Raw genomic sequence first — 12,831 nt, forward strand, 5'->3', positions numbered from 1 at the left:
TAAGTAGCCAAAGAAACGACTTCGGTATCCGGACAGTGCCAACTGACCCGGAGAACGCTTACACACCGCTACATTCGTGCCATGACCGAGTCCAGGAGACCGCGCCGCAGTACGCGCGACTGGATTGTGGACTCGCTCGTCTTCGTCGTCGCGGTGTTCACCGGTTTCATCCTGTACGACGAGGGCAGGTCGGACCCGGTCAGCCCGGACCTGCTCGCCTTCGACTTCTTCTTCGGGATGGCGCTCTGCCTGACGCTGTGGTTCCGGCGCTGGTGGCCGGTCCAGCTGGCGTTGCTCTCGGCCGCGATCGGCGCTTTCTCGGACATGGCCGGCGGGGCCGGCATCATCCTCATCCTGACCGTCGCCATCCACTGCCGGCTGCGCACCACCCTGTTCATCTTCGCGGTCAACGCGGTCAGTCTGGCGATCTACATTCAGGTCAGGCACGAGCCGGAGACCGAAGCCCTCGTCGTGGCCGCCGTGGCGATCTACATCGCCCTGATGGCGTGGGGTCTGTACATCCGCTCCCGCCGCCAGCTCCTCCAGACGCTCCGCGACCGTGCCGAGCGCGCCGAGATCGTGGCCAAACTCCAGGCGGAGCAGGCGCAGCTAAGGGCCCGTGAGGAGATCGCTCGCGAGATGCACGACGTACTCGGTCATCGCCTGTCGCTGCTCAGCGTCCACGCCGGCGCGCTCGCCTACCGCCCCGACGCGTCGACCGAGGAGGTCGCCGGGGCGGCCGAGGTCATCCGGGCCAGCGCCCATCAGGCCTTGCAGGATCTCCGCGAGGTGATCGGCGTACTGCGGGCGCCCGTCGGCGAACTCCCGCAGCCGACGTTCGCCGACCTGCCCGTGCTCGTCGACGGCTCAAGAGAAGCCGGTCTTCCGGTCGACCTGGTCCTGGACGCGCCGGGACCGTTGCCGGAGCATGTCGGGCGTACGGCGTACCGGATCGTGCAGGAGGGGTTGACCAACGCCCTCAAGCACGCCCCCGGCGAACCGGTCCGGATCAGCGTGACCGGTGCCCCCGGCAACGGGTTGTCGGTGGAGGTGCGCAACCCCGCACCGAATCGCCGGCGAGGAGACGGCAAAGGCCTGCTGGGACTGTCCGAACGCGCCGCGCTCGTCGACGGTCGGCTGGAACACGGCCGGACCCCCGAGGGCGAGTTCCGGCTCTTCGCTTGGCTACCGTGGCCGGCATGACCATTCGGGTTCTGATCGTCGATGACGATCCGCTGCTGCGGGCCGGGCTGAAGCTGATGCTCGGCGGCGCCCCGGATATCCGGGTGGTCGGCGAGGCGGGTGACGGCACCGGCGTACAAGGGTTGATCGACCGGCTCTCGCCGGACGTCGTCCTGATGGACATCCGGATGCCCGGCACCGACGGTCTCACCGCGACGGAGGCGGTCCGGCGTCGTCCGGGCGCGCCCGAGGTCGTCATCCTGACCACGTTCGACGCCGACGAGCACGTACTGCGGGCACTCCGCGCCGGCGCGGCCGGGTTCGTGCTCAAGGACACCCCGCCGGGCGAGATCGTCGAGTCGGTACGACGGGTGGCCGCCGGGCAGCCCGTCCTGTCGCCAACCGTGACGAAGCGCCTGATGACCCGGGTAGCGGCGTCCGGCAACGACCAGCGCAAGACCAAGGCGGTCGACCGGCTGGCCGACCTCAACGACCGGGAACGCGAGATCGCGGTCGCGGTCGGCGAGGGCAAGTCGAACGCCGAGATCAGCGCGACCCTCTACCTCAGCGTCCCGACCGTGAAGACACACGTGTCGCGCATCCTGACCAAGCTCGACCTGAACAACCGCGTCCAGATCGCCCTGCTCGTCCACGACGCCGGTCTGCTCGACGACGCCCGCTGACTCAGGACGGGTGCAGTCGCTGCCAGAGCTCCCCGACGTCACCGCTCTCCACCGACGCGCGGAAGCGTCGGACGAACTTCTCCTCGGCCTCGGCCAGCGCGAGCCGGTACTCGTACTCGATCAGATGGATCCACTCGACGTCTTTCCGAGCGCGCGACTTCTCCCGGAGCTCGGCGATCAGCTCCTTCAACGCCTGCAACCGCTCCCCGAGCAGCGTCACGACCTCTGCCGGCGGCAGTACGACGATCAACGCCATCGCGGCCTCGAACCGCAGGTACTCCTTCGCCGGTACGGCGACCAGCTCCCGCATCTCCCGCGTCAGCACCTCCTGACCCGACGCGGTCAGCGCGTAAACGGTCCGCTCCGGCAACTGCCCGGCACGACTGGTCTCCTGCGGCTCGACGTACCCGTCCCGGACGAGCTGTCTCTCCGGCCGGTTGCCTTGAGTCGCTACGAGCGGGTCGCGCGGCGGAACTCCTCGTTCGGCATCTGGAGACTGCCGAGTGAGGTGACCTCGCGGCGGAAGAACAGCGCGAGGGTCCAGTCGAGGATGACGCGGGCCTTGCGGTTGAAGGTGGGGACACGGGACACGTGGTAAGTCCGGTGCAGGAACCAAGCCGGCCAGCCCTTGACCTTCACGCCGTACAGCTGGGCGACGCCCTTGTGCAGGCCAAGGCTCGCGACCGAACCGACGTACTTGTGCTTGTAGTCCTCCGGCGCCTTGCCGTCGACCACGCGCAGGATGTTCTCGGCCAGCCGTCGCGCCTGACGGACCGCGTGCTGCGCGTTCGGGGCGCAGTACACCCCGGGCTCCTCGCTGGTCAGGTCCGGTACGGCGGCGTTGTCGCCGGCCGACCACGCGTCGGTGACACCCTCGATCCGCAGGTTCGGCAGGCACTTGACCCGGCCGCGCTCGTCCAGCGGGAAGTCGGTCGCCGCAAGTGCCGGGTTCGCCTTCACACCGGCGGTCCAGACGATCGTATCGGCGTCGAACTCCTCGCCGTCACTGAGGATCACGCGACCCTTCTCGCAGGACTCCAGCCGGGTCTCCAGCTTGATGTCCATGTTGCGCTTGCGCAGCTGGTCGACGGTGTACTTGCCGAGCTCCTCGCCGACCTCCGGCAGGATCCGGCCGGTCGCCTCCACCAGCACCCAGCGCATGTCGTCCGGGTTGATGTTGTCGTAGTACCGGGTGGCGTAGCGGGCCATGTCCTCCAGCTCCGCGAACGCCTCGACACCGGCGTACCCACCACCGACGAAGACGAAGGTCAGCGCGGACTTGCGCAGCGCCGGGTCGGGCTGCGACGACGCGACGTCCAGCCGGTCCAGCACCTTGTTGCGCAGCGCGATCGCTTCCTCGACGTTCTTGAATCCGGTCGCCTCCTCGGCCAGCCCCGGGATCGGCAGCGTCCGGGCGATCGAGCCGAGCGCGACCACGACCTGGTCGTAGGCCAGTTCGTACTCCGGGCCCTCCTCGGGCATCACCTTGGCGACCTTGTTCGCGTGGTCGATCCCGGTGACCCGGCCGGTCACCACCCGGCAGCCCTTGAGGGTCTTGCGCAGCGGCACCACCACGTGCCGCGGTTCCACCGAGCCGGCCGCCGCCTCGGGCAGGAACGGCTGGTACGTCATCACCGAGCGCGGGTCCACCACCGTGACCCGGATCTTGCCTTTCCTGGCCGCGCGACGCAGTCCGTACGCGGTGTACATCCCGACGTAACCGCCTCCGACGACGAGGATGTGCGGCACCTGGGCTGTCATGCGGTTCACTCTCCCTGAGTGGATCTCTGACTTCATGTCTACTTCAGGTTACTGCACTCGTGAAAACTTTCACAAACCCTCGCGCGGGTGATCTCACCCACCGAAACACTCCCCCTCGAGAGGGATTCCGCCATGCACACATGGTCCTCTCCCGGCCCCGATTCGCCGAGGCCTGAGACAGAACCGCAAGATCGTCGGGCTGCCAGGATGGGCCGATGGAAGTCTTCTACCGGCGGTACCTGAACCGCTGCAACGAACACCACTTCGAGCAAGATCGCGAAGCCGGTCGGCGTGCTCTCGTCACATGACTACGGCTCGAGGCGGTAGACCGAGACGTGGGAAGGGGAGTCGGCGGTGAAGGGGGCTTCGGACCAGTTGGCGTGGCGGGATTCGAGGGTGAAGCCGGCTAGTTGGGCCATCAGGTCGAGTTCGGCGGGCCAGATGTAGCGGTGAGGGGTGCGGGCCAGGTGGGCCTGGGTGCCCCCGTCCTCCTCGAAGTGGAAGTGGTGGGAGACGACGTGCTGGTTCAGGACGTCGTACGTGTCCAGGAGGATGTAGCCGGGGTCGGCGACGCCGACGGTGGCGGGGAGGCCGGGTGGGAGGCGGCGGAGTTCGGGGACCCAGAGTTCGATCACGAAGCGGCCGCCGGGCGAGAGGTGGCGGGCCGCGTTGCGGAAGCACTCGACCTGCTCGGCCTGCGTCAGCAGGTTGGAGATCGTGTTGAAGACCAAGTAGACAAGGCTGAACTCACCGGGGGCGTGCGTGGTGGCCATGTCTCCGACGACGACCGGGATGGTCTCCTCGTCGACCTTCGTGCGCAGTTGGTCGATCATCGCGGTGGAGAGTTCGATGCCGGTGACGGGGACCCGTTCAGACAGCGGTACGGCGACGCGCCCGGTGCCGATCGCGAACTCTAGCGCCCGGCCTTCACCCGCCAGCGCCGCCAGCCGGTCGACCGTCGGACCCAACACCTCAGGTGCGAACATCCCGGTACCTGGTGTGTCGTACCGCCGCGCGGTGTCCGCACCCCAGAGATTGTCGTTCACCACAGTCCCCTTCCGATCGAGCCAGCGAAGTTTGTCCTCGACCCCGAGATCGAGCGGTACTCCGGGGGAGTACGGCGGACGCGCAGCCGACCGCAGCAGGCCGTCGCCAGTGAGACGTCGGCGAGGAAGCCGACGTCTTCGGCGGTCGCCGGGCGGATGCGATAGGGCTCAGCCATGACTCGCCAAACTACGCACCCGGCCCGCGATCCACCACGGGTTTTCGGCAGGGCTGATAGACCTCTGTGAGAAACGTTGATCGGGGTGGGTCGGCGAGGGTGAATAGGGGTGTGGAGAGTTACCGCAATCCGGTGCTGGTGGCGTCGGTGCTTGCGCCCCCGGCCGTGTGTGCGCTGCTGACCCTGTTCCGGGACAGCTTCGACAACGCCAACGCCGCACTTCTGCTGGCAGTGGTGATCGTCGGGGTCGCGGCGTTCGGAGTCCGGCTCGCCGGGATCCTCGCCGCGGTGGGGAGTGCGGTGTGGTTCGACTTCTTCCTGACCGTGCCCTACAACACGTTCACCATCGACAGTCGCGACGATGTCGAGACCACGATCCTGCTGGTGCTGATCGGGGTCGCAGTCAGCGAGATCGCGATCTGGGGCCGTCGGCAACAAGCCCGGGCGTCGCGGCATCGGGGCTATCTGGACGGCGTGATCACCACTTCCCAGGCGGTCGCGACAGGCGGTTCCACCGACGATCTGATCGAGCACGTGCGGGCCGAGCTGACCGCCGTACTGGGGATCGACGGGGCGAAGTTCGTTGCCAACGGCAGGCAGACGTCCGCACCGCATCTGAACGCCGACGGAACCGTGACGCGGGGCGGCCGGGTGCTCAAGGTGGAGCGCGACGGCCTGCCGACGAACGCCGAGATCGAGCTCACCGTCCAGCACGCCGGTGAGATCCGCGGCCGCTTCCTGCTCACCGCCGCCGCCCGGATCGCCCGCCCCGACCTCGAGCAGCGCAAGGTCGCGGTAGCCCTGGCCGACCAGGTCGGCGCCGCCCTGTCCTCCCGGGACGCCCTGCATCCCCACCTCTGACCACATTCGATCCGCGAGCGATTGGGTTGTGCAACCGTTTGCCTGGTGGGTGGTTGCGGTTGGGGAACAGGGGAACGATTCTCAGATGTTGTTAAGGGTGGGAACGTAGTATCTCTCTACGGCCCCGGATGTGGGTCACCAGGAGGATGACAATGCAGAGCAGTAACCCGGTCCTGAACCGGTCGAGTGCGTTCGCGCCTGGCCAAGGCCAGGCCTATCCGGGGGCAGCTCCGTACGGTCAGCCGGGTCCCTACGGCCAGCCCGGCCAGTACGGCGGACCCGGAACGCCGCCCCAGCAGTACCAAGGCGCGCCGGCCGGAAGCCGCCCCATGACGATGGACGACGTCATCGTCCGCACCGCCGCCACGCTGGGCGTCGTCGTGCTCTTCGCCGCGATCGCCTGGTACATGGTTCCGGACACCTTGGTCACCCCCGCGTTCCTGGCCGGCGCACTGCTGGCGTTCGCGCTCGGCATGGTGCTGTCCTTCTCCCGTAAGGTCAACCCGGCGCTGGTGATGGTGTACGCCGCCGCCGAGGGTGTGTTCCTCGGGATCGGCAGCGAGTTCATCGCGAGGTGGGTCGGTGACTCCGGCATCATCGTGCAGGCCGTGCTGGCGACGATGGTCACGGCCGGTCTGACGCTCGCGACGTACAAGTACTTCGCGATCAAGGTGACGCCGCGGTTCACCAAGATGGTCATCATCGCCACGATGGGCTTCGCCGGCGTGATCCTGATCAACTTCGTCGCCAGCCTGTTCGGCTTCAACTCCGGGATCGGCGGCTTCGGCCCGATGGGCCTGCTGTTCGCCGCGCTCGGTGCCGGCCTGGCGGTGTTCAACCTGATCCTCGACTTCGACATGATCGAGCAGGGCGTCAAGCACGGTGCCCCGCAGGCCGAGGCCTGGCGGGCCGCGTTCGGCCTGACCGTCACCCTGGTCTGGCTGTACTGGAACCTGCTCCGCATCCTCGCCATCCTCCGCGGTGGCGACTGACAACCGCGACTGACAAGCGCGGCTGACACCGCTAAGACAACCGAAGGGCCGGCCCAGGTGGGCCGGCCCTTCGGCGTTCCCGGCGCAAGACGTCCGGGCACAACAAAACCGGGCACAACGAGAAGACCCGCCCTTCCACCTGAAAGGGCAGGTCTTCGTGTTCTCAGACTCCTGTTCGGCTCGTCAGCCCATTCGCCGGTGCGCTCTGACCAGGTCGTACTCGTGGACGATGGCGGTTGCGTGCCCGTGCGCGAGGGCGTACTCGCTGGAAAGCCATCTCACTCTGTCGTCGAAGCGCAGGAACGACGGTCCGTCGTTCATCAGCTGGAACCACTCGGTCATCTCGCGTCCGGTGCACCTGGGCACCTTCTCCACCAGACGCTGGTGCGTCTCCTCGGAGTGGTTCAAGCCCATCTTCGCCTCCCGTCATCGGGGTACCGCGTAGTTATCGACTGTGCACCACACAGCTGCCGCTAGGCAAGACTCCCTTCATCAAAATGCCAGCACATGGCCTGAAAGTCGCCGCTCAGCGGACGCGCTATTGACCGACGGGAACGGGTGCGGAGTCCCGGTCGACCCGGTCGACCTCGGCCTTCGGGTGCCGGCGCCGATGCCGCAGTGCCGCCCAGCGGCCCCGCGGACCGCGTTCGCGGCCGGCGACCTCGGTGGCCGCGACCTCGGTGCCGGCCGTCCGGGCAGCCTGGACGGCGGCCTCCGCGATCGGCAGGATCGCCTCGCCCCGAAACGACTCCGGATGCACGAACGACTCCGGCCCGACCCCGACGGCGGCCGCGACCGACGGCAGCAACGCGGCCGACGCGGCGGCGTACCCGGTGGCCGACGGGTGGAAGTTGTCCCGCCCCCACATCGTCGGGTTGGTCCGGAACACCTCGCCGAGCAGCGACCCGAGCGACACAGTTCGGCCGCCTGCCTCGACCACTGCGATGGTCTGAGCGGCGGCCAGCCGGTGGCTCCAGGACCGGGCGACCTGCCGCAACGGCGGCATGATCGGCCGGACCACGCCGAGGTCCGGACAGGTTCCCACCACCACCTCACAGTGCGCGGCCCGCAATCTGCGGACCGCGGCCGAGAGCAGCCGGACCGAAGTTGACGGCGGCATCTTCGCCTTCACGTCGTTGACGCCGATCAGGATGACGGCGACCTGCGGCCCGGCCTGCAGGGCGGCATCCACCTGCGCGGCCAGATCTGTCGACTTCGCCCCGGTCTTCGACACGTCGACCAGGCGCACCGGGCGCTTGGCCAGCTCGGCGAGACCGGACGCCAGCAGGACGCCAGGGGTCTCCTCCGGTGACTCGGTGCCGTAACCGGCGGCACTCGAGTCGCCCAGCATGGCGAACGTGATCGGAAGCCCCGGATACCGGCCGAACACGCCGTCACCCGGGGTCGGGTAATAGCGCATCGGCCCGATCACGCGCTTCGCATACTCGGCCTCAGCCGTCAGTACGCCGTACAACGTGGCACCGATGAGTCCAAGTCCTCCGCCCCCGAAGGCTGCCGCCTGAGCCAGCCGCTTCGCGGACCGGGCTCTGCTCGATACTTTTCCCACCCCACCGCCCCGGTCACTCATATGTCCAGGATTACACGCTGTGACAGCCGCGCAAGTGAAATAGGGGAATCGGCACGCCCAAACTTTCCCCGACAGAGACAGCACTACAGTAAAGATGTGCGTTACGCAGAATCTCTCCTGGACCTGGTCGGCAACACCCCGTTGGTGCGGCTGTCGAAGACGACCGACGGCGCCAAGCCGCTGGTGCTCGCGAAAGTCGAGTACTTCAACCCCGGCGGCTCGGTGAAGGACCGGATCGCGGTCCGGATGATCGAGGCGGCCGAGGCCTCCGGCGACCTCAAGCCGGGTGGCACGATCGTCGAGCCGACCTCCGGCAACACCGGTGTCGGGCTGGCGATGGTGGCCCAGCAGAAGGGCTACAAGTGCGTCTTCGTCTGCCCGGACAAGGTCAGCGAGGACAAGCGCAACGTGCTCAAGGCGTACGGCGCCGAGGTCGTGGTGTGCCCCACGGCGGTCGCACCGGAGCACCCGGACTCGTACTACAACGTCTCCGACCGCCTGGTCCGCGAGATCGAGGGCGCCTGGAAGCCGAACCAGTACGCCAACCAGAACAACCCGCGGTCGCACTACGAGACCACCGGCCCCGAGCTCTGGGAGCAGACCGAGGGCAAGATCACCCACTTCGTCGCGGGTGTCGGCACCGGCGGCACGATCACCGGCACCGGCAAGTACCTCAAGGAGGTCTCCGGCGGCCGGGTGCAGATCGTCGGCGCCGACCCGGAGGGCTCGGTGTACTCCGGCGGCACCGGCCGGCCGTACCTGGTCGAGGGCGTCGGCGAGGACTTCTGGCCGGAGACGTACGACCGGGACATCTGCGACCGCATCATCGAGGTGTCGGACGCGGACTCGTTCGCGCTGACCCGGCGGCTGGCCCGCGAGGAGGCCATGCTGGTCGGCGGCTCAGCCGGGATGGCGGCCGCGGCGGCGATCCGGCTCGCCCACGAACTCGATGACCCCGAAGCCGTCATCGTCGTCCTGCTCCCCGACGGCGGCCGCGGCTACCTGACCAAGGTCTTCAACGACGACTGGCTGGCGCAGTACGGCTTCCTCGCCGAGTCCCGGCAGGGGACGACCCTCGGCGACATCCTGGCCCGCAAGGACGGCAGCATGCCGCCGCTGGTCCACACCCACCCGCACGAGACGATCGCCGAGGCGGTCGCCATCCTGCGCGAGTACGGCGTCTCGCAGATGCCCGTGGTCCGGGCCGAGCCGCCGGTGATGGCGGCCGAGGTGGCCGGCGCGGTGTCGGAGCGGACGTTGATGGACGCCCTGTACTCCGGCAAGGCGCGGCTGGCCGACATGGTCGAGCTGCACATGGACCCGGCGCTGCCGTCGCTGGGCGCCGGTGAACCGGTGACCAAGGCGGTCCAGTTGCTCGAGGATCGGGACGCCCTGATGGTGCTGGACGACGGCAAGCCGGTGGGCGTTCTGACCCGGCAGGACCTGCTGGTCCACCTGTCCGTCGACTGACCCTCCCGCGGCCTGGGCCGCGGGGGAGCCTTAGCGGTCTACGACCGAGGGCACGATGGCGAGCAGGACCATGACCACGATGCCGATCACGATGGCCGCCGCTCCGGCGAGCTGAAGGATTTCCATACCTCAAGAATCCTTCAGCGGGCCCGTCCGGACATCGGCCCGAGGACCGGTCTTGCCTTCATCCCAAGGTCGTACACCGCGACACCCGTCCTCCTACTTCAGGAGTGCGGGGAAACCCCTAGTGGACCAGCACGAAGTCGGCCGGATCCAGGCGGCGGGTGCGGCGCCAGTACGACACCGTGAACTCGGGCCAGATGGTGGAGTTCCGCCCCTGGGCGTCGAGGTACCAGCTGGAGCAGCCGGACTGCCAGACGGTGTCGTCGAGCTCGCCCTGGATCCCGCCGACGAACTGTTCCTGGGCCTCCTCGCGGACCTCGACGTACGACGCTCCGCGCCGCCGCAGCAGGTGCAGGGCCTGCATCACGTAGCGGACCTGGGCCTCGATCATGAAGACCATCGAGGAGTGGCCGAGCACGGTGTTCGGGCCGACCAGCAGGAACAGGTTCGGATAGCCGGCGACGGTGATGCCGAGGTGCGCGCCGATGCCGTTGCGCTTCCAGTGGTCGGCCAGGTCGACGCCGTCCTTGCCCAGGATCGGCATCCGGGTCAGGTTGGCCGACACCTCGAACCCGGTGCCGAGCACGATCGTGTCGCAGGGCCGCTCGACTCCGTCCGAGGTGACCACGCCGGTCGGCGTGATCCGGGTGATCGCGGTGGTGACGACATCTACGTTCGGTCGGGACAGCGCGGGGTAGTAGTCGTTGGAGTAAAGGATCCGCTTGCAGCCGATCTGGTACGCCGGCGTGAGTCTGGCCCGCAGTCCGGGATCGGGGACCTGCTTGCGCAGATGCCGTTTCGCCTGTAGTTCAAGGCCTTTCATCAACTTCGGGTTGCCCGCGAAACCGACGCCGCGACCCTCGAGACCCCAGTAGATCGCGTTCCGGATGGTGCGCTGCCCGGCCGGGAACCGTTCGTGCAGCCGGCGTTCCCACGGGCCGATCGCGCGGTCCGGCTTGGACATGACCCACGGGGGTGTCCGCTGGTACACGTCCAGTTGACCGACTTCGGTGGCGATCTGCGGTACGAACTGGATCGCCGAGGCGCCCGTGCCGATGACAGCCACGTTCCGCCCGCGCAGGTCGTGGGAGTGATCCCACTGCGACGAGTGGAACGTCGTACCGCCGAAGGACTCGAGGCCAGGGATGTCCGGCAGTTTGGGGTGGTGCAGGCTGCCGACGCCGGCGACCAGGGCCTGGGTCTCGATGGTCTCGGAGCCGTTGACCGTGACGGTCCACTGGCCGGTCGCCTCGTCGAACACGGCTTCGGTGACCTCGGCGCCGTACCGGATCTTCTCCGCGACGCCGTACTTGTCGGCGCAGTGCTTGAGGTAGGCAAGGATCTCGTCCCAGGGCGCGAACATCCGGGTCCAGCGCGGGTTCTGCTCGAACGAGAACGAGTAGAGGTACGACGGGATGTCGCAGGCGCAGCCGGGATAGGTGTTGTCCCGCCAGGTGCCGCCGAGTTCGCCGGCCTTCTCCAGGATGACGAAGTTCTCGCACCCGGCCTGCCGCAACTTGATCCCCATACACAACCCGGCGAACCCGGACCCGACGATGACGACCTCGGCCTGTGTCATAGCAGCCGAGGTTACCGGCGAGTCACTCCCGGGGGCTAGTGCTTCAGCCGGTGCAGGATCTCGCCGGCGTTCGGGATGACGAGGGTGTCGACGTCGTTCTCGTACGCGGTCAGGTCGAAGTCGGCCGGATCCAGGTAGTCGAGGTTGGCCCGGTGTACGACGTCCTCCGGGATGCCGGTCGCGAGAGTGACCTTGACCCGGAGGTGCTCGCCCGTCGCCGGGTCCCAGGTGCCGGCGCCGCGGAGGTGGGTGGCGTGCGCGAGGACACCCCAGTGCAGGTCGCGGAACTGCTCCCACTGACCGAGGAAGTAGTCACGACAGTGATAGCCGATCTCCTCGATCTCCGGGTGCATCGCGGCGAGCTCGGTGACGTGCGGGGCGTAAAGGATGACCTCACCGCCGTCGGCGACGATCGGCTCGACCTTGTAGAAGCCCTTGGCCGCGGTCCAGATGTCGGAGTACTTCGTCGGCATCAGCGACACGACCCGCTTGACCGGATGATCGAGGTAGCGGACGTGGGTCTGCGCGGAGACCTCGGCGGCGGCGCGCCAGGACGAGATCGTGTCGCCGAAGGTCACCGCGTGCAGGGCGTCCGTCCCCGACTGGGCCACGACCGACAGGGCGAGCTTCTGGGCCGGGATCAGCGCGGCGGCCTCGTCGATCAAGGCCCGGACCGGGGTGATGCCCGGCGAACCGATGATGCTCGCGCTGGTGATCAGGGCGCCGAGCCAGTGGGAGAAGTCGATGACCTCCTGACCGGCCACGCCCGGGAAGAAGTACTTGTTGCCGCCGGAGAAACCGACCACCTCGTGCGGGAACACCGGACCGACGACCAGCGCCACGTCGTGCTCGACCACGGCCCGGTTGAGTTTCACCGGTACTTCGTCGCGCAGCATCTCGTCGGAGATCTGACCGACCCGGTCCGAGCTGATCGTGCCGAGATCGGCGAAGGTCTCGGGGTTCCACCACTCGTGGTTGAGGACCCCGTCGTACTCGCCGCCGAGATGCGTGCGCAGCTGGTCCGGCGTCATCTCCGCGTGGGTGCCCAGGGCAACCAAGATGGTGAGCTTGCTGACCCGGCCGTCGAGGGCCTGGTGCACCGCCTTCAACAGCAGCGGGAGCGGGCAGCTGCGGGTGGCGTCCGGGACGATCACACAGACGCTGCGGCCGTCCAGCCCGGCACCGCTCAGGGAGTCGCTGACGAAACTGGTCACCTCGTCCTCGGTCAGCACCTGGCCCGGTCCGCCGATCACCGCAGCATCCATGGATTCCACCCTAGTGCCTCGTCGAGAAACAGTGCCTCCGGTCCGGCTCCGAGCCGTGATCGGCCGGGAACCCTTGGTAGACAAAGAGACCACGTCATCGGCGGG

Annotated in this window: 13 protein-coding genes; 5 read left to right on the forward strand and 8 right to left on the reverse strand. The window is 68.0% G+C overall.

Annotated features, from left to right (window positions below):
- The first annotated feature begins 81 nt into the window (after positions 1-81).
- Positions 82-1,203, forward strand: a complete 1,122-nt coding sequence (locus tag ACGFIF_RS25010; protein ID WP_393157692.1) for a sensor histidine kinase — start codon at positions 82-84, stop codon at positions 1,201-1,203.
- On the forward strand, positions 1,200-1,865 hold the full coding sequence (locus tag ACGFIF_RS25015; RefSeq protein WP_393157694.1) for a response regulator: 666 nt from the start codon (positions 1,200-1,202) through the stop codon (positions 1,863-1,865). The genes ACGFIF_RS25010 and ACGFIF_RS25015 overlap by 4 nt, the downstream gene beginning before the upstream one ends.
- A gap of 1 nt (position 1,866) precedes the next feature.
- On the opposite strand, the gene ACGFIF_RS25020 is transcribed toward ACGFIF_RS25015, so the two are convergent.
- The 4 genes from ACGFIF_RS25020 to ACGFIF_RS25035 all read right to left on the reverse strand — a co-directional run bounded on the left by ACGFIF_RS25020 (position 1,867) and on the right by ACGFIF_RS25035 (position 4,848).
- Complete coding sequence (locus tag ACGFIF_RS25020; RefSeq protein ID WP_393157695.1) at positions 1,867-2,235, reverse strand: hypothetical protein; 369 nt, start codon at positions 2,233-2,235, stop codon at positions 1,867-1,869.
- Positions 2,236-2,315: 80 nt separating this feature from the next.
- The gene (locus ACGFIF_RS25025) at positions 2,316-3,626 is read right to left on the reverse strand and encodes an NAD(P)/FAD-dependent oxidoreductase (protein ID WP_393157697.1); all 1,311 of its coding nucleotides are present in this window, start codon (positions 3,624-3,626) and stop codon (positions 2,316-2,318) included.
- Positions 3,627-3,934: 308 nt separating this feature from the next.
- Positions 3,935-4,672 carry a methyltransferase domain-containing protein gene (locus tag ACGFIF_RS25030; protein WP_393157698.1) on the reverse strand — a complete coding sequence of 246 codons (738 nt, stop codon included), beginning with the start codon at positions 4,670-4,672 and terminating at the stop codon, positions 3,935-3,937.
- The gene (locus ACGFIF_RS25035) at positions 4,669-4,848 is read right to left on the reverse strand and encodes a hypothetical protein (RefSeq protein WP_393157700.1); all 180 of its coding nucleotides are present in this window, start codon (positions 4,846-4,848) and stop codon (positions 4,669-4,671) included. The genes ACGFIF_RS25030 and ACGFIF_RS25035 overlap by 4 nt, the downstream gene beginning before the upstream one ends.
- A gap of 111 nt (positions 4,849-4,959) precedes the next feature.
- On the opposite strand from ACGFIF_RS25035, the gene ACGFIF_RS25040 reads away from it, so the two are divergent.
- Positions 4,960-5,709, forward strand: a complete 750-nt coding sequence (locus tag ACGFIF_RS25040) for a DUF4118 domain-containing protein (RefSeq protein ID WP_393157702.1) — start codon at positions 4,960-4,962, stop codon at positions 5,707-5,709.
- Between the two features lie 152 nt (positions 5,710-5,861).
- On the forward strand, positions 5,862-6,701 hold the full coding sequence (locus tag ACGFIF_RS25045; RefSeq protein ID WP_393157704.1) for a Bax inhibitor-1/YccA family protein: 840 nt from the start codon (positions 5,862-5,864) through the stop codon (positions 6,699-6,701).
- 183 nt (positions 6,702-6,884) lie between these two features.
- Here ACGFIF_RS25045 and ACGFIF_RS25050 read toward each other — a convergent pair whose 3' ends face one another.
- Both ACGFIF_RS25050 and ACGFIF_RS25055 read right to left on the reverse strand, forming a co-directional pair.
- Positions 6,885-7,115: a DUF4287 domain-containing protein gene (locus tag ACGFIF_RS25050; protein WP_132148165.1), complete on the reverse strand. Its 231-nt coding sequence runs from the start codon at positions 7,113-7,115 to the stop codon at positions 6,885-6,887.
- Between the two features lie 124 nt (positions 7,116-7,239).
- A complete protein-coding gene (locus tag ACGFIF_RS25055; protein WP_393157705.1) occupies positions 7,240-8,289 on the reverse strand; it encodes an SGNH/GDSL hydrolase family protein in 1,050 nt (349 codons plus the stop codon).
- Positions 8,290-8,385: 96 nt separating this feature from the next.
- On the opposite strand from ACGFIF_RS25055, the gene ACGFIF_RS25060 reads away from it, so the two are divergent.
- Positions 8,386-9,759 (forward strand): cystathionine beta-synthase, encoded by a 1,374-nt coding sequence (locus tag ACGFIF_RS25060; protein ID WP_393157707.1) that lies wholly within the window; start codon positions 8,386-8,388, stop codon positions 9,757-9,759.
- A gap of 244 nt (positions 9,760-10,003) precedes the next feature.
- Here ACGFIF_RS25060 and ACGFIF_RS25065 read toward each other — a convergent pair whose 3' ends face one another.
- Together ACGFIF_RS25065 and ACGFIF_RS25070 are read right to left on the reverse strand one after the other, a co-directional pair.
- On the reverse strand, positions 10,004-11,461 hold the full coding sequence (locus tag ACGFIF_RS25065; RefSeq protein WP_393157708.1) for a flavin-containing monooxygenase: 1,458 nt from the start codon (positions 11,459-11,461) through the stop codon (positions 10,004-10,006).
- Between the two features lie 35 nt (positions 11,462-11,496).
- Positions 11,497-12,726 (reverse strand): lactate racemase domain-containing protein, encoded by a 1,230-nt coding sequence (locus ACGFIF_RS25070; protein WP_393157710.1) that lies wholly within the window; start codon positions 12,724-12,726, stop codon positions 11,497-11,499.
- Positions 12,727-12,831: the final 105 nt, after the last annotated feature.

It is taken from the genome of Kribbella sp. NPDC049174 (genome assembly GCF_043197365.1).
GTDB lineage: Bacteria > Actinomycetota > Actinomycetes > Propionibacteriales > Kribbellaceae > Kribbella.

Coding starts and splice junctions, on each gene's coding strand:
- ACGFIF_RS25050 (WP_132148165.1), bottom strand. CDS start 7,115: ATGGGCTTGAACCACTCCGAGGAGACGCACCAGCGTCTGGTGGAGAAG.
- ACGFIF_RS25035 (WP_393157700.1), bottom strand. CDS start 4,848: ATGGCTGAGCCCTATCGCATCCGCCCGGCGACCGCCGAAGACGTCGGC.
- ACGFIF_RS25015 (WP_393157694.1), top strand. CDS start 1,200: ATGACCATTCGGGTTCTGATCGTCGATGACGATCCGCTGCTGCGGGCC.
- ACGFIF_RS25055 (WP_393157705.1), bottom strand. CDS start 8,289: ATGAGTGACCGGGGCGGTGGGGTGGGAAAAGTATCGAGCAGAGCCCGG.
- ACGFIF_RS25025 (WP_393157697.1), bottom strand. CDS start 3,626: ATGACAGCCCAGGTGCCGCACATCCTCGTCGTCGGAGGCGGTTACGTC.
- ACGFIF_RS25065 (WP_393157708.1), bottom strand. CDS start 11,461: ATGACACAGGCCGAGGTCGTCATCGTCGGGTCCGGGTTCGCCGGGTTG.
- ACGFIF_RS25070 (WP_393157710.1), bottom strand. CDS start 12,726: ATGGATGCTGCGGTGATCGGCGGACCGGGCCAGGTGCTGACCGAGGAC.
- ACGFIF_RS25045 (WP_393157704.1), top strand. CDS start 5,862: ATGCAGAGCAGTAACCCGGTCCTGAACCGGTCGAGTGCGTTCGCGCCT.
- ACGFIF_RS25010 (WP_393157692.1), top strand. CDS start 82: ATGACCGAGTCCAGGAGACCGCGCCGCAGTACGCGCGACTGGATTGTG.